Annotated in this window: 16 protein-coding genes; 14 read left to right on the forward strand and 2 right to left on the reverse strand. The window is 47.4% G+C overall.

Going from position 1 to position 16,903, the window contains the following annotated elements; all coding sequences use genetic code 11:
* The first annotated feature begins 233 nt into the window (after positions 1-233).
* The 12 genes from greB (at position 234) to XPG1_RS00690 (ending at position 11,545) form a co-directional block, all read left to right on the forward strand.
* Positions 234-716 (forward strand): transcription elongation factor GreB, encoded by a 483-nt coding sequence (gene greB / locus XPG1_RS00635; RefSeq protein ID WP_045957368.1) that lies wholly within the window; start codon positions 234-236, stop codon positions 714-716.
* A gap of 193 nt (positions 717-909) precedes the next feature.
* Positions 910-1,629: an osmolarity response regulator transcription factor OmpR gene (gene ompR / locus XPG1_RS00640; RefSeq protein ID WP_045957369.1), complete on the forward strand. Its 720-nt coding sequence runs from the start codon at positions 910-912 to the stop codon at positions 1,627-1,629.
* Positions 1,626-2,663 (forward strand): ATP-binding protein, encoded by a 1,038-nt coding sequence (locus XPG1_RS00645; RefSeq protein WP_231853034.1) that lies wholly within the window; start codon positions 1,626-1,628, stop codon positions 2,661-2,663. The genes ompR and XPG1_RS00645 overlap by 4 nt, the downstream gene beginning before the upstream one ends.
* A 215-nt stretch (positions 2,664-2,878) precedes the next feature.
* Positions 2,879-3,907: a phosphate ABC transporter substrate-binding protein PstS gene (pstS, locus tag XPG1_RS00650; RefSeq protein WP_045957370.1), complete on the forward strand. Its 1,029-nt coding sequence runs from the start codon at positions 2,879-2,881 to the stop codon at positions 3,905-3,907.
* A 78-nt stretch (positions 3,908-3,985) separates the two neighbouring features.
* Entirely contained in the window at positions 3,986-4,942 is a 957-nt protein-coding gene (gene pstC / locus XPG1_RS00655; RefSeq protein WP_045960281.1) for a phosphate ABC transporter permease PstC, read from the forward strand.
* 1 nt (position 4,943) lies between these two features.
* On the forward strand, positions 4,944-5,852 hold the full coding sequence (pstA, locus tag XPG1_RS00660; RefSeq protein WP_045957371.1) for a phosphate ABC transporter permease PstA: 909 nt from the start codon (positions 4,944-4,946) through the stop codon (positions 5,850-5,852).
* A gap of 99 nt (positions 5,853-5,951) precedes the next feature.
* Positions 5,952-6,755, forward strand: coding sequence for a phosphate ABC transporter ATP-binding protein PstB (pstB, locus tag XPG1_RS00665; RefSeq protein WP_045960282.1), 804 nt, complete (start codon positions 5,952-5,954; stop codon positions 6,753-6,755).
* A gap of 17 nt (positions 6,756-6,772) precedes the next feature.
* Positions 6,773-7,489: a phosphate signaling complex protein PhoU gene (phoU, locus tag XPG1_RS00670; RefSeq protein ID WP_045957372.1), complete on the forward strand. Its 717-nt coding sequence runs from the start codon at positions 6,773-6,775 to the stop codon at positions 7,487-7,489.
* 169 nt (positions 7,490-7,658) lie between these two features.
* Positions 7,659-8,507 (forward strand): ABC transporter substrate-binding protein, encoded by an 849-nt coding sequence (locus XPG1_RS00675; RefSeq protein ID WP_045957373.1) that lies wholly within the window; start codon positions 7,659-7,661, stop codon positions 8,505-8,507.
* 101 nt (positions 8,508-8,608) lie between these two features.
* Entirely contained in the window at positions 8,609-9,346 is a 738-nt protein-coding gene (locus tag XPG1_RS00680; protein WP_045960283.1) for an amino acid ABC transporter permease, read from the forward strand.
* A gap of 1 nt (position 9,347) precedes the next feature.
* Positions 9,348-10,082 (forward strand): amino acid ABC transporter permease, encoded by a 735-nt coding sequence (locus tag XPG1_RS00685; protein ID WP_045957374.1) that lies wholly within the window; start codon positions 9,348-9,350, stop codon positions 10,080-10,082.
* Between the two features lie 125 nt (positions 10,083-10,207).
* The gene (locus XPG1_RS00690; RefSeq protein ID WP_045957375.1) at positions 10,208-11,545 is read left to right on the forward strand and encodes an NCS2 family permease; all 1,338 of its coding nucleotides are present in this window, start codon (positions 10,208-10,210) and stop codon (positions 11,543-11,545) included.
* Positions 11,546-11,651: 106 nt separating this feature from the next.
* Here the strand turns inward: XPG1_RS00690 and XPG1_RS00695 are convergent, their stop codons facing one another.
* Complete coding sequence (locus XPG1_RS00695; protein ID WP_045957376.1) at positions 11,652-13,118, reverse strand: glycosyltransferase family 39 protein; 1,467 nt, start codon at positions 13,116-13,118, stop codon at positions 11,652-11,654.
* Between the two features lie 144 nt (positions 13,119-13,262).
* Between XPG1_RS00695 and yihI the strand changes: the two genes are divergently transcribed.
* Both yihI and hemN read left to right on the forward strand, forming a co-directional pair.
* Positions 13,263-13,784, forward strand: coding sequence for a Der GTPase-activating protein YihI (yihI, locus tag XPG1_RS00700; protein WP_045960284.1), 522 nt, complete (start codon positions 13,263-13,265; stop codon positions 13,782-13,784).
* A 233-nt stretch (positions 13,785-14,017) separates the two neighbouring features.
* Positions 14,018-15,391, forward strand: coding sequence for an oxygen-independent coproporphyrinogen III oxidase (gene hemN / locus XPG1_RS00705; RefSeq protein WP_045957377.1), 1,374 nt, complete (start codon positions 14,018-14,020; stop codon positions 15,389-15,391).
* 43 nt (positions 15,392-15,434) lie between these two features.
* On the opposite strand, the gene glnG is transcribed toward hemN, so the two are convergent.
* Positions 15,435-16,877 carry a nitrogen regulation protein NR(I) gene (gene glnG / locus XPG1_RS00710; RefSeq protein WP_045957378.1) on the reverse strand — a complete coding sequence of 481 codons (1,443 nt, stop codon included), beginning with the start codon at positions 16,875-16,877 and terminating at the stop codon, positions 15,435-15,437.
* Between the last annotated feature and the right edge of the window lie 26 nt (positions 16,878-16,903).

Below are 16,903 nucleotides of genomic sequence, written 5' to 3' on the forward strand. Positions count from 1 at the left end.
TGTCGATATCCTGAAATATCGCCAGACAGAGCCGGATAAGATCAAATTTCATCTGAAATAGTATCGGCATGGTTCAAACTGGCTTCATTTATACGTGCTGAGCGCGATAATTTCCAGTTTAGTACGCTATTTCGGTCACGTTGCGACAGAATTCATCGAATATCTTATGGGTTAGGATAGGGTTGAGATATAGTACTCCCCCATTAATCCTCTTCTTTCAAGTGAGTTTTTTCATGGCCAAAAGTCACTATATTACCCGAGAAGGCTGGCATGCGCTTGATCAGGAATTGAAATATCTTTGGAAAGTTGAACGCCCTAAGGTGACTCAGGCCGTTTCAGAGGCCGCTGCTTTAGGGGATCGTTCAGAGAACGCAGAATATACTTATGGTAAAAAAAGGTTAAGAGAGATTGACCGTCGAGTACGCTTTTTATCTAAGCGTCTGGATGTTCTGCAAATTGTCGATCCGGATCCGCGACAAGAAGGAAAAGTCTTTTTTGGGGCATGGGTAAAAGTTGAAAACGAAAATGAAGAAGAGCATGTTTTCCGTTTAGTGGGTCCCGATGAATTTGACCCGGCCAAGAAGTGGATCTCCATTGATTCTCCGGTGGCAAGAGCACTACTGGGGAAGCAGATTGATGATGAAGCCACGGTGATGACACCGAATGGCAGGGTGACCTATTGGATACGGGCAATTGGCTATCAGCCTTTGACATAAGCTAACGTGGTCGTGTGATGAAAATAGTCAGCACAAAGATAATGGGCAGAACAAGGATAAAAACTCAAGCATAAGCAAGAGTTGCTAATGCAATGAATAACCTTAAAATACATGCGGTTAGTTTCTATTAAAGTGTGGGTTTTCTGTGAAGGTAATGGATGTTACGGGCATGGAACATCTTAGGAGCTGAAACATGCAAGAGAGTTATAAAATCCTTGTTGTTGATGATGACATGCGTTTTCGGGCGTTGTTAGAACGCTATTTGTCCGAACAGGGATTTCAAGTGCGTAGTGCAGCAAATGCAGACCAGATGGATCGTTTGTTGACCAGAGAATCCATTCAACTCATCGTTCTGGACTTAATGTTGCCGGGCGAAGATGGCTTGTCTGTCTGTCGAAGGCTGAGAAGCCAGCAAAACTCGATTCCGATCATTATGGTGTCCGCGAAAGGGGAAGAAGTGGATCGGATTGTGGGTCTGGAAATTGGTGCGGACGATTATCTTGCTAAACCTTTTAATCCGCGTGAATTATTGGCACGTATGCGGGCGGTCCTGCGGAGACAAGCGAATGAATTGCCGGGTGCGCCGGCATCAGACAATGCCGTCATTAACTTCGGAAAATTTAAACTGGATCTCGGCGCACGTGAAATGTTTCATCAGGATGAGCTGTTACCCTTGACCAGCGGGGAATTTTCCGTGCTGAAAGTGTTGGTTTCTCACCCCCGCGAACCGCTATCACGCGATAAATTGATGAGCCTGGCACGGGGACGAGAGTATGGCGCAATGGAACGTTCCATTGATGTACAGGTTTCCCGTTTACGCCGCCTGATTGAAGAAGATCCTGCCCATCCGCGTTATATTCAGACGGTTTGGGGATTGGGATATGTTTTTGTTCCTGACGGAAGCAAGGTATGAAAAAACCCTGCGTGCCACAGCTTTGGCTTTCTTTACGTTCCTGCTTTTTCGCTGTGCTGTACCTGATGCTGGGCAGCTTGCTGTTCAGCGTGCTGGTCGCTTTGCTGCTGGCGACCGCTGAAAAATTGATTTTCAGCGTGGTATTTCCTTATCTCTTTATCATGCTGTTTGGTACGGGATTACTGGTGTTCGCGATATCCTGGCGGTATGTCACTCTCCAGAAACGCGCCTTGCAAAGTTTGCAACAAGCCATTATCGAGACAGGAAAAGGAAGACGTGTATCACCACTGCCTGAAAGGGGAACCGCGGCCACTCGTTCGGTTATCAGGGCGTTCAACCAATGGTTGGTGATGCTGAAATCACAGGCGAGTGATCGAGCGGTATTGATGGCGGGCGTGAGCCATGATTTGCGTACTCCGCTGACCCGCATTCGTCTGGCGATGGAAATGTTGGCAGGAAAAGATCACGGCTTGGCAGAGGCTATCTATCAGGATATTGAAGAGTGTAATGCCATGATTGATCAATTCATTGATTATCAACGGGCGGAACAGGCTATGCCTCTGACATGCTGTGAATTGAATACGTTGCTTGACGAGGTGATTGAGGCAGAACGACGTTGCGTGGTAAAACAGCCTGATCTGGCTGATGTCGCTATCGAAAACGGCTTATCGGCAGGTTCGATTTTTATTTTAGCGCATCCCCTTTCTATCAAACGTGTCTTGCTCAATCTGTTGACGAATGCCCGGCGTTATGGTCATGGATGGATTCGGATCAGTAGTGGTTCAACCGAAAAATTTGGCTGGTTTCAGGTTGAAGATAACGGTCGCGGGATGACGAAAGAAGAAGCGGCTATTTTGTTCCAGCCTTTCGCGCAAGGGGTCAGTGATCGCCGTCGCCACAACCCAGGCGGCGTTGGATTGGGGCTTGCCATCATCCATAGTATCATTGCGATGCATGGGGGCGAGATTCAGGTGGGCAGCAGCGAAAAAGCGGGGCTGTCGATTCGTGTATATATTCCAATCGCGTTACCTTGAGTGCATGATTGAACGTCAAATTGAATGTCAAAAAGGACAACCTACCCGCCCTGTCATCAAAACCCTGTCATAAAAATGTCATAATTTATACATTTTATTGTCATTGAATTCGCCTATTTTCCCTGACGATCCCTTTTTTTAACCTAAAATCAATTTGTCAGTCAGGTTTGGCACTTGTTTTTACATTAATGATGCGTATCCCAGTAGGAGGGAATATGAAATCAATGCGTACCACCGTGGCCGTCGTCTTGGCCATGACATCCCTGTCATCATTTGCGAGCACCAGCTTGACAGGGGCTGGTGCGACATTTCCCGCACCGATATATGCCAAATGGGCGGATTCTTATCAGAAAGAAACGGGTAACAAAATTAATTATCAGGGCATTGGTTCTTCAGGCGGTGTCAAGCAGATTATTGCTAATACTGTTGATTTTGGTGCATCTGATGCGCCTTTGACTCATGAAAAACTCGCCAACGACGGTCTGTTCCAGTTTCCGACGGTCATTGGTGGCATTGTGTTGGCGGTGAACATTGCCGGTGTTAAATCGGGTCAGTTGGTTCTGGATGGTAAAACGCTGGGTGACATTTATCTGGGGAATATCAAGAAATGGAATGACCCGGCGATTGCAAAACTGAATCCTCACCTCAAACTGCCCGATCAAAACATTGCTGTCGTCCGTCGTGCCGATGGCTCAGGGACTTCCTACGTCTTCACGAGTTATCTGTCTAAAGTGAGCCGCGACTGGAAACAAAAAGTCGGGTCAGGTTCGACCGTCAAATGGCCAACCGGATTAGGAGGCAAAGGCAATGATGGGATTGCGGCTTTTGTTCAGCGTCTTCCTGGCTCGATTGGTTATGTTGAATATGCCTATGCAAAGCAAAATAACCTGGCTTATACCAAATTGATCTCAGCGGCGGGGACAGTGCTCACGCCGACGGAAGAAAACTTCAGTGCCGCAGCGAAAGGCGCAAACTGGAGTCGCGGCTTTGCCCAGGATCTGACAAACCAGAAAGGCGATAATGCCTGGCCAATCACTTCCACCACCTTCATTCTTATCCACACACACCAGGCAAATGCTGCGAACGGTGCTGAACTTCTGAAATTCTTCGATTGGGCTTATGACAAAGGCAGACAACAGGCGCAAGATCTGGATTATGCCGTTCTGCCAAAAGAGGTGGTTGACCAAGTACGTGCCGCATGGAAGAGCAATATCAAAGATAGCAGCGGTAAACCGCTATATTGATGACTTTGTGCATTGATGATGATGACATTTCCCCCTTTATTATTCAGGGGGAAATCACCCAAAATGAGAATTCAGCGTATGGCCGAACGTAAAACGGCATTGAAAGCACCAAGTAAAAATGGCGATATTATCTTCGGCGCGCTGGTTAGACTGGCGGCGTTGCTGACTTTATTTCTGTTGGGGGGCATTATCATTTCGTTGATCATCGCTTCCTGGCCGAGTATACAAAAATTTGGTTTTGCTTTTTTGTGGGGCAAAGATTGGGATGCCCCCGCCGGCGTCTTTGGCGCATTAGTCCCGATTTATGGCACAGTCATGACCTCACTCATTGCCTTGATCATTGCGGTTCCGGTGAGTTTTGGCATCGCCTTGTTTCTGACTGAATTGGCACCGAATTGGTTGAAACGTCCGTTGGGTGTAGCGATTGAGTTATTGGCGGCGATCCCCAGTATTGTTTATGGCATGTGGGGGCTATTTGTTTTTGCGCCCTTGTTTGCGACCTATTTTCAGCAACCCGTTGGTGATGTGCTTTCCAGCATTCCCATTGTGGGCGAGTTATTTTCTGGTCCGGCGTTTGGCATCGGCATTCTGGCGGCGGGTGTCATTCTTGCCATCATGATCATCCCCTATATTGCCGCTGTCATGCGGGATGTATTTGAACAGACCCCGGTAATGATGAAAGAGTCTGCCTATGGCATCGGTTGTACGACGTGGGAAGTGATTTGGCATATTGTCTTGCCTTATACCAAGAATGGTGTGATCGGTGGCGTCATGTTAGGGCTTGGCCGGGCATTGGGAGAAACCATGGCGGTTACCTTTATTATTGGTAATACCTACCAACTGGATAGCTTGTCTCTGTATATGCCGGGGAACAGTATCACCTCTGCGTTGGCGAATGAATTTGCCGAAGCAGAATCGGGTCTGCATACCGCTGCATTAATGGAGTTGGGGCTGATTTTGTTTGTTATCACCTTTATTGTGTTGGCGTTATCAAAATGGATGATCATGCGCCTGGCAAAAAATGAGGGGCGTTGAAATGACAACGATCAATCATCAACCGTCACGGTTATCCGGTACAGTCAACGAAGCCGAGATGAAAAACCGCCTGCGTATGCAGTCATGGCGTCGTCAGAAAAATCGCGTGGCGTTGATGTTATCCATGGCGACAATGGCATTCGGCTTATTCTGGCTAGGCTGGATTTTAATCTCCACCGTCACTAAAGGCATCGATGGGATGTCGCTGGCGTTGTTTACGGAAATGACACCGCCCCCCAATACCGAAGGCGGTGGGCTGGCAAACGCGATTGTGGGGAGTGGCTTACTGATCTTCTGGGCAACGGCGTTTGGTACACCGCTGGGGATGATGGCGGGGATTTATCTGGCGGAATATGGCCGCCGTTCATGGCTGGCAGAAATCATTCGCTTTATTAATGACATTTTGCTTTCAGCTCCGTCAATTGTGGTCGGTTTGTTTGTCTACACGGTGGTTGTGGTGAAAATGCAACATTTTTCCGGTTGGGCCGGGGTGATTGCCCTTGCGTTGTTGCAAATCCCCATCGTTATTCGTACCACAGAGAATATGCTGAAACTGGTGCCAGATAACCTGCGCGAAGCTGCTTATGCCCTGGGAACACCAAAATGGAAAATGATCTCAGCCATTACATTGAAAGCATCAATATCAGGCATCATGACCGGTATCTTGCTGGCCATTGCCCGTATCGCTGGTGAGACGGCGCCACTGTTGTTCACTTCGCTGTCTAACCAATTCTGGAGTACCGACCTTAGCCAGCCAATTGCAAACTTGCCTGTCACGATTTTCAAATTTGCCATGAGTCCGTTTGCGGACTGGCAGCAGTTGGCCTGGGCGGGTGTCTTGCTAATCACGCTGTGCGTACTGTTAATCAACATTGTGGCGCGTGTGCTGTTTGCAAAGAAGAAGCACTAATATTCTTTTAAATCAGCCATGCTTTGATGGCATGAAAGCATAAAGGGATTAAAGAGATAAATACTGATGAATAAAGCGAATGATCTCGTCGTTAATCAAATGGCAGTCAATAAAAGCGCAGTAGATAAAGTCGCCGTGGAAAAAATAGCTGGCAGCAAAATACAGGTACGTGATTTGAATTTCTATTATGGCAAATTTCACGCCCTAAAAAATATTACACTGGATATTGCACAAAATAAGGTCACGGCTTTCATTGGGCCATCGGGTTGTGGTAAATCCACATTGCTGCGTACTTTCAACAAAATGTATGAATTGTACGGCGAACAGCGCGCGGAAGGGGACATTATTCTGGATGGCATCAATATCCTGACAGACCGGCAAGATGTGGCTTTGTTGCGCGCTAAAGTGGGTATGGTCTTCCAGAAGCCGACACCCTTTCCGATGTCGATTTACGACAATATTGCTTTTGGGGTACGTCTGTTTGAAAAACTGCCCCGCACAGAGATGGATGAGCGTGTCCAATGGGCGTTAACAAAAGCCGCCCTGTGGAATGAAACCAAAGATAAATTACATCAGAGTGGGTATAGCCTTTCTGGTGGTCAACAGCAACGCCTGTGTATCGCCCGCGGTATTGCTATTCGCCCGGAAGTTTTGTTGCTGGATGAACCTTGTTCGGCACTTGACCCGATTTCAACAGGGCGCATTGAAGAGTTGATCAGTGAATTGAAATCAGAATATACCGTGGTGATTGTGACTCATAACATGCAACAGGCGGCTCGTTGTTCTGATTACACGGCATTTATGTACCTGGGTGAACTGATTGAATTCAGCCCGACAGATCGATTGTTCACCACACCGAAAATGAAGCAGACCGAAGATTACATTACTGGCCGCTACGGTTGATATGAGGATAGCATAAGATGGAAAATCTGAATCTCAGCAAACACATCTCCGGCCAGTTCACGGCCGAGCTGGAGCACATTCGCACAGAATTGATGACAATGGGCGGGCTGGTGGAAGAGCAGCTCAGTAAAGCCATTCTGGCGATGCACAATCAAGATGCAGTGTTAGCACAGCAAGTCATTGAAGATGATCAGAAGGTGAATATGATGGAGGTGGCGATTGATGAGGCTTGTGTTCGCATCATTGCAAAACGCCAGCCGACGGCCAGCGATCTGCGCCTGATCATGGTGATTTCAAAAACCATCGCCGAACTGGAGCGGATTGGTGATGTTGCTGATAAGATCTGTCAAACCGCGCTTGAAAAATTCTCACATCAACAGCAATCTTTGCTGGTCAGTTTAGAATCACTGGGACACCATACTATCCAAATGTTGCATGATGTATTGGATGCCTTTGCCCGCATGGATCTGAAAGAAGCGATCCGCATTTACCATGAAGACAAAAAAGTGGATCAGGAATATGAGGGGATTGTCCGTCAACTTATGACTTACATGATGGAAGATCCGAGAACGATCCCGAATATCATGACTGCCCTTTTCTGTGCCCGCTCGATTGAGCGCATTGGCGATCGTTGTCAAAATATCTGTGAATTTATTTTCTATTACGTTAAAGGGCAAGACTTCCGCCATATTGGTGGCGATAAGTTGGAAAAATTGCTGACCCAAAAAGAATAATATCGCTGTTGTTTTTAATTACCTGAAACGCTGACTATTTTTCGCCAGCGTTCGCTTTTTTATATTCTTTATTGCTATAAACATAGTATTTTATATTATTTCAAGTGCTATGGCGAAATTGATAGCTTTTGTTGGTCATATAAAAATTGATAACTAACAGGGGTGTACAATGAAAATTCGCAATAAATCTCGCATAGCAGTGGCCGTTTTGCTGAGTAGCCTGGCATGGGTTTCAGGTGTGGCAAAGGCGGATAAACTTGATGATATTAAAAAATCTGGCACGGTACGTATTGCGGTATTTGACAGTAACCCACCCTTTGGTTTTATCGATCCTCAGACGAAAAAATTGGCAGGCTATGATGTTGATATCGCTAATGCGATTGCCAAGGATTTAGGGGTGAAATTAGAACTGCGCCCAACCAACCCGGCGAACCGAATTCCCCTGCTTGCTGCCAAGAAAATTGACTTAATCGCTGCGAACTTCACGGTCACTGACGAACGTGCCAAACAAGTTGATTTCTCTATACCTTATTTCTCGACCGGCCAGAAATTTATTGCCCGCAAAGGTGTTTTAACTCATCCAGACGATATTGCCAAACTGCGTATAGGTGCAGACAAAGGGACGGTGCAGGAAATTACCCTGCGTGAGCGTTACCCAACGGCTAAGGTGATCTCTTATGACGATACACCACTGGCATTTGCGGCGCTGAGAAATGGTAATGTACAGGCAATCACGCAGGATGATGCGAAACTGGTTGGCTTGTTGGCAAACGTCCCCGAAGCGCAAAAAGCCGATTTTGAAATTTCCCCTTTCAGTATTACCCGTGAATATCAGGCGGTCGCGGCAACCAAAGGAGAAGGGCGGCTGATTGATGCGGTTAACCAGACGTTACTGCAATTAGAAAAAGAGGGTGAGGCTAACAAAATCTACAACCGTTGGTTTGGCCCGGAAACGCAGTCAGCCCAACCACGAGGTGATTTTAAATTTGCGCCATTGGAGAGCCAGGCAAAACGGTAATGTCGTCGTTTATGCTTAGCGCTTTGGTTTAAAAAACAAAGACTGAAATTAGCCCCGTTATCTTGGGGCTTTGCTGTTTTTTTATGCGGTGAATAATGAATATGTTTGAGCAATTTATTACCGAGCACTTACTGGCTTCTGAATATCGACAATGGTTGTGGCAGGGGTTTCTGATCACCTTGTGGCTTTCGGCTTGCACGATTGTCTTTTCCACGTTGTTAGGCTTTTTGATTGCTGCGGCACGAGATAGCCAAATTAAGCCACTGCGCTGGCTGGTCACCGCTTATACCACGGTATTTCGTAATACGCCTTTACTGGTACAACTGTTTTTCTGGTATTTCGCATCCGGGCAAATGCTGCCACAAGGGGTGATGATGTGGTTGAACACGCCCCACGATATCCTGATTTTGGGGCTGACACTGGGATGGCCATCTTTCGAGTTTCTGGCGGGATTGATAGGGCTTACCCTCTATTCAGCGCCATTTATTGCGGAGGAATTACGCGCAGGCATTCAGGGAATCGGACGTGGGCAGAAATATGCGGCTCATGCATTAGGCTTAACGGGTTGGCAGGCCATGCGCCACGTCGTCTTACCACAGGCGCTGAAAATAGCGATGCCACCGCTGTTAGGGCAATACATGAATATCGTTAAAAATTCATCACTAACCATGGCGATTGGGGTAGCAGAACTCTCCTACGCATCGCGTCAGGTGGAAACTCAAACCTTACAAACCTTTGAGGCATTTGGTGTCGCGACAGTACTTTATATCGCCATTATTGCCGTGATGGAAGGTTGGGGACAGTGGCGTCAGCAGAGAACATTGGCAAGAGGGAATTAATATGGACTTTACCGTTATCGCAGAAAACTGGCGTTATTTGCTATTGGGTACTTTTCCTGATGGGCCGTTGGAAGGCGCGGTATTGACGTTGATCATCAGCATCATGGCGGGCGCTATCTCCATTATATTAGGCACCTTAGGCGGCATTGCATTGGCAATGCTGCGTGGTTTTTGGGTTAATCTATTGGCGGCCGTGCTAGGTTTCTTCCGTGCTATTCCAGTTATTATGCTGATTTTCTGGACATATTTTTTGCTGCCCGTGGTATTGGGAATGGAAATACCTGAAATAACGACCGTCGTTTGTGCACTGGCATTGATTACTTCGGCTTATTTGGCTCATGGCGTTAAAGCGGGCATTCTGGCAATGGGTGAGGGTCAATGGCGGGCGGGACTCTCTCTTGGATTTAATCGCTGGGAAGTGCTTTGGTACATCGTTTTACCACAGGCACTGCGTATGATGGTGCCCTCATTCATCAATCAATGGATTGCATTAATTAAAGATACATCATTGGCTTATATTGTCGGTGTCGCGGAGCTGTCATTTTTGGCGACTCAGGTGAATAACCGCAGCATGGTTTATCCGATGGAAGTTTTTTTATTTGTTGCGCTGGTTTATTTTGTGATGTGTTTATCACTGGAGTTGACGGCAAATTATATTGCGCGCCGTTTCTCGATAAGGCGTGAAAAAATAGCGCATAAAATAGCGTCGCCCAATGAATATGCCCAACAATCATAATGTTATTTAACTCGTTGATTATACGCATCGCAAACGTTTTCTTTTTTGTCCTTCCAGGGTAACGATTTATAGGGGTTTCCTGTAGGATAGGTCGAAAACTTTGCTTTTTGGGGAAATCACATTACATGAGCACAATAACTCCTGGTCCTAACCATCGTCAGGGCTTGCTTCAGCGTGTGTTTAAGTTAGCGGAACATGGTACGACGGTGCGTACTGAAATGATTGCCGGGCTGACGACGTTTCTGACAATGGTGTATATCGTCTTTGTTAACCCGCAAATTCTGGCCGTTGCCGGTATGGATATTAAAGCGGTATTCGTCACAACGTGTCTTATCGCCGCGGCAGGCAGCATGATGATGGGATTGATAGCGAATCTGCCGGTTGCGGTTGCACCCGCAATGGGATTGAATGCATTTTTTGCCTTTGTCGTGGTTGGTGCAATGGGCATTTCATGGCAGGTCGCCATGGGCGCTATTTTCTGGGGCGCGGTGGGATTGTTGATCTTGACGCTCTTTCGTGTCCGTTACTGGATGATCGCCAATATACCCTTGAGCCTGCGCGTGGGTATCACCAGCGGTATTGGCTTGTTCATCGCCATGATGGGGCTGAAAAATGCGGGCATGATCGTGCCTAATCCCGATACGATTGTCTCTATTGGCAACGTTGCTTCGCATCATGTTTTATTGGGCACATTGGGCTTTTTCATTATCGCCATTTTAGCGGCGCGCAATTTCCACGCGGCCGTATTGATTTCTATCATCGTGACAACCGTCATCGGTTTTATGATGGGATATGTGGAATATCACGGTATCTTTGACTTGCCGCCGAGTGTGATGAGCGTGGTGGGTAACGTTGATGTCAAGGGCGCGCTGGATATCGCTTTGGCCGGCGTTATTTTCTCGTTCATGCTGGTCAACTTGTTTGATTCTTCCGGTACATTAATTGGCGTGACGGATAAAGCCGGTATTGCAGACCATCGTGGTAAATTCCCGCGCATGAAACAAGCGCTGTACGTGGATAGTATCAGCTCGGTGGCAGGATCTTACATTGGGACGTCTTCGGTGACCGCCTATATTGAAAGTTCGTCAGGGGTTTCTGTTGGGGGGCGTACAGGCTTGACGGCGGTTGTCGTTGGGATGTTGTTCTTGCTGGTGATGTTTCTCTCTCCACTGGCAAGTATGGTGCCTGCCTACGCGACTGCGGGTGCTTTGGTCTATGTTGGCGTGTTGATGACATCCAGCCTGACACGGGTGAAATGGGATGATCTGACCGAATCCGTTCCGGCATTTATCACCGCAGTGATGATGCCATTTAGTTTCTCTATTACCGAAGGTATTGCACTGGGTTTTATGGCTTATTGCGCCATGAAACTGGGCACCGGCAAATGGCGTGAAGTAAGCCCGTGTGTGCTTGTTGTGACGTTATTGTTTATCTTGAAAATGGCGTTTGTCGATACCCACTGATCCCATTCAGGTATTGATCAATTTGACGGTGTGATATCAGAAAAGCCTGACAGGGTGTTTGTGTCAGGCTTTTTGTTGCCAGAAGAGCCGAAAGGGGCATCGATTATTACGTCCGCCTGGGGGCGATAAAACCAATGCAGATGGTTTCCAACTCAGCACCTGGATGTGCCTGGAAGGTGAATTCTTCTTTGTGGCTGAGCATTAATGAAGGCCATTGTGCAAACGTTTGTTGGAAATTTTCCGCTGTGCACGCTTTTCCCCTCCCATCCACGAGCAATGCACCATGTTCTAAGATCTCGCTTTCTTTGAGCGCGCGGTTATAGATATTGGGCGGGGTATTGTTCTCTAATGTCCAACGTTGTATCGTTTCCGGGCGATAGTGGCTATAAAATGTCAGCCATTGATGCAGATAGTCTTCACCAACAAAACGCAGTGGTGTTGAATACAGTTCGTTCCAGCGTTGATCCAGTTGACAGGCAAAGGTTTTTATACCCACAAATTTTTGCCCGGCATTACGGACATTGCCCAGCATCACACTGATATAACCGAGCAACACGAAAGCACCCAATACGGTGAGCCCCAGTAATGTGCCTCGCAGGGATTTGTTGGGGAATACCGTTATCGATCCGACCAATAATGCGGGTGAAACGGACATAAAAGGTTGTAACCATTCGGTCATGCGCCCGCCCTGATTGAAAGAAAACCAACCGTAAATGATGAATAGTGGTAGCAGGATCACGCTATTGACCAGCGCATTGGATTGCTGTTTTGGCCAACCAATCCGTCCACCGAGCAGATAAATAAGGCCGCTGACAATGATTAACGGATAGAACACGGACAGTACGGCACGTGTGGTATGTAGATTAAAGCCTTTCTGAATTTGGGAATCGACCCACTTAAACGCGGCGAAGTCGTTATGTAATAGCCACCAAAAGTTCGGTAGCACCAAGGCGAGCCAGATGGCAATGGCGAGATAAAACAGAGGCTCCCGATAGTGGCGGCGTACTTTGGGGACGAACAGGGAAAGCAAAAAGACAGCGCCGACGATGGCAAGCGAAGAATACTTTCCCATCGTTGCTAGCCCGATGGTTAGGGCGAACGCCAGCCACCATTTGGGATGATCGTCAATGGCTCGCAGGAAAAACAGCAATGACCACGGCCAGAGCATAACCAAAAGATAATTATCATTATAAGGAATGATGTCAAAATTGATGATACCGGATAGGTTCAATGTCAGCATGGCAAGCCAGGCGAGTACAACTTTACCGGTCAATCGGAAAGCCAGTTGCCAAACGCCGAGCATACCGATGGCAATGGCGACAAAGTGGATGAAGTACCAATAAAAACTAAGAGAAAGGGCGCTGATCGCAATCGCGGGCAGCATCATGACGCCCACTAGCCATGGGTTTTTCGGTGATCCCCATTCTCCATTCATACCCCAGTTCAAGGCTTCTACGGCATCATAAGGAACGGTCGGATCGAGAATGTAGCTCGTGATTATCCATAAAACAGCATAGCCAGTGACCCAAAGATACAATGGCATGCGATAAGACGAAGTATCAAAAAAGCGCATGGTGGTGATCATATTATTTGAGTTAACTTGACCTAGAATAGTAGTCTAATTTTGAACGATCAGTGAATGGCATTGGATGTTGAAGGTCGTTTCTGTTAGATTTCGCCGAAAATGTCTTGATTAAAGTGAGTTGAGTCACAAATGATGAGCCAGGTAAAGAGAAAATCACCAGCGAAGCCTTCTGCTGGTCAGCAAAAAAGGAAAAGTCGCGCAGAATTGGATGCAGAAGGGCGCGAGCGTAAACGCCAGAAAAAACGCCGTGGTAACCCCACTGGCAGTCGCAGTAGCGAGAATGGCGGCAATAAAAAGCGTCCCGCCGTCAGGCAGGAAAAAGATCCGCGCATTGGCAGTAAAGTGCCAGTTGCGCTGATTGTCGGTGAAAAGGCGGCAACCGTGAAACCCGCACTGAAGCCCGCAGTAGAAAAACCACAGCCTCGCCTGTCACCGCAGGAAGAGCTGGCAATGCTGGAGAATGATGAACGGTTGGATAGCTTGCTGGCACGTCTTGAACAAGGGGAAAAACTGTCTCAGGAAGATAACCTTTATGTCGATAATACGCTGGATCGCATTGATGCGTTGATGGAAGCGCTGGGCATCAATCTGGAAGAAGAAGACAGTGAAAAAGAGCCACAAGAAGATATCATGCAGCTGTTGAAGGGGAATTAATACCTTCATCAATAACGTGTTATCGTAAAAGGCGGATTCATTCTGATAACCACAATACTCATAATGACGGTATTAATAACCACAATATTAGTATGTTATTTATTGTGGTTATTGGGTAAACTAGGGCGGCTATCACGACGCAAACGTCGGTTACGCAGTGTCATCATGGCACGACATTTGACTGCCACAAAAATGCTAGGTTTTGGTGGGCGAAATCCGCGGAAGGAATAAGCATGTCAGAGCAAACCATTGTTTGGGATCTGCCTTTGATCCAAAAATACAATTATTCAGGGCCTCGTTATACGTCGTATCCGACAGCATTAGAATTTAACCACCAGTACGATGCGACGGCTTTTTCCCAGGCCGCTGCCCGTTATCTTGAGCGCCCTCTCTCCCTGTATATCCATATCCCATTCTGCCATAAGCTTTGTTATTTCTGTGGCTGCAATAAACAGGTCACCCGGCAAAAACACAAAGCAGATGAATATCTGACGGTGCTGGAAAAAGAGATTGCTGCCAGGGCTAAATTATTTTCTCAGCGGAAAGTTAGCCAGATGCATTGGGGAGGCGGTACACCAACCTATCTGGACAAAACACAAATCAGTCGATTGATGTCGATGTTGCGAAACCATTTCCATTTTCTGCCGGATGCTGAACTTTCCATTGAAATTGATCCACGTGAAATTGAACTCAATGTCATTGATCACCTGCGCAATGAAGGCTTTAACCGCCTGAGCATGGGGGTACAGGATTTCAATAAAGACGTACAGCGTTCAGTGAATCGTGAGCAGGATGAAGCATTTATTTTCAACCTGATCAATCGCGCTCGTGAAACCGGTTTTACCTCCACCAGCATTGACCTGATTTATGGTTTGCCAAAGCAAACTCCTGAAAGTTTTGCTTTTACATTACAGCGCGTGCTGGCATTGTCACCTGATCGCCTGAGTGTCTTTAACTATGCCCATTTACCGGATTTATTTGCGGCGCAGCGTAAGATTAAGGCGCATGATTTACCGAGTGCGATGCAGAAGTTGGCTATTTTACAAGAAACGATTTCAACCCTGACAGGTAACGGCTATCAGTTTATCGGCATGGATCACTTTGCCCGTCCGGAGGATGAATTGGCGATTGCTCAACGAAAAGGTCTCTTACATCGCAATTTTCAGGGATATACCACGCAGGGGGAATGCGATTTATTAGGTATGGGCGTTTCTGCTATCAGTATGTTGGGGGATAGCTATGCTCAGAACCAGAAAGATCTGAAAACTTACTATGCTGCGGTAGAAGCACAAGGAGAGGCTTTGTGGCGGGGGTTGGTACTGACGCCGGATGATTGTATTCGCCGTGATGTGATCAAAGATCTTATCTGTAACTTCCGGCTGAATTTTGCTGATATTGAGCAGCGTTATGGACTGAATTTCGCTGATTATTTTGCCGAAGACCTGCAACTGTTAGCCCCATTGGCAGAGGACGGACTGGTGGAACTGACGGGATCGCAGATCCAAATATTGCCAAAAGGGCGCTTGCTAATCCGGAATGTTTGTATGTGTTTTGACCGCTACCTGCGTAATCAGATGCGTCAACGGCAATTTTCCCAGGTGATATAAGGGATGACGAAAACCGGTGTAAATTCCCGATAAGTGTGGGGAGCTATAACCCCAACTCTTTCAATTTCCGCGTTATTGTATTTCTTCCCCAGCCCAGCAAACGGGCTGCTTCCTGTTTATGTCCATTAGTATGCTCCAGCGCACAATTTAGCAAAGTACGTTCCAATAAGGGTAACGCATCAGCAAGGAGATCGGTTTTCCCGGCGTTTAAGGCATTGTTGGCCCACGCAGCCAAGGGTTGTGACCAATGCTCAGTTGACGCCAGATGAGGAACCGGCACGAGGTCTTTCTGCGCTGCGATTTGTTTCTCTGTCAATTGCTTCTCAATCAAATCAGCAGGTAGATCCTGCACCAACACTTCTTTACTGGCTGCCATCACCGTCAACCAGCGGCAGACATTTTCCAATTGGCGAACATTACCAGACCACGGTAAGCGCATCAGAGCAAGTTCAGTATCAGGGTGCAGTATTTTGGCTTCGACACCCAGCTCTTTCGCCGTTTGTTGCAGAAAATGATGTGCCAGACGTGGGATATCTTCCACCCTTTCCCGCAATGGAGGGAGCTGAATACGAATCACATTCAGACGGTGGTAGAGATCTTCCCGGAATTTACCTTCTGTAACGCGTTGCTCTAGATTTTGGTGAGTGGCGGCGATGATGCGGACATCAACTTTCACTGGCGCATAACCCCCGACCCGATAGAACTGCCCTTCGGCCAGCACCCGTAGCAATCGGGTTTGGATATCCAGTGGCATATCCCCAATTTCATCCAAAAACAGGGAACCCCCATTCGCTTGCTCAAAACGACCGTGGCGTACCTGATTTGCGCCGGTAAAAGCCCCTTTTTCGTGACCAAACAGTTCGGATTCAATCAAATCTTTCGGGATTGCCGCCATATTCAGAGCAATAAAGGGGTTTGAGGCGCGTGGACTATGGCGATGAAGAGCATGGGCGACTAACTCTTTTCCCGTACCCGATTCACCATTGATTAACACACTGATGGAGGAGCGGGACAGACGGCCGATAATCCGGTAGACCTCCTGCATAGAGGGCGCTTCTCCGATCATATCTGAAACGGATACGGGTAACTGTGGATGAGGTATCGATTGGCACCGTTCCTGATAGTGATTCAGTGCGCGCTCAACCAGTGCAACAGTTTCATCAATATCGAAAGGCTTTGGCAGATAATCAAACGCGCCGTGTTGATAAGCACTGACCGCTGCATCCAGATCAGAATGTGCTGTCATAATGATGACCGGCAGTTGTGGGTGGCTCTGCTTTATCTGGTTGAGAAGGCTTAGCCCATCCAGCCCGGGCATACGGATATCGGAAAGCAGCACTTCAGGATGGCTGTGTGAGAGGGCAGCCAGAACCGCGTCGGCGTGTTCAAAACTGGTGCATTCCATGCCTGCGCCGCTCAGCGCCCGTTCAAGTACCCAGCGAATAGAACTGTCATCATCAACGATCCAGACTTTTCTTCGTTGCATTGTCGCCCTCGATTTCTTCATCGGTG

This window comes from Xenorhabdus poinarii G6 (assembly GCF_000968175.1).
Taxonomy (GTDB): Bacteria; Pseudomonadota; Gammaproteobacteria; order Enterobacterales; family Enterobacteriaceae; genus Xenorhabdus; species Xenorhabdus poinarii.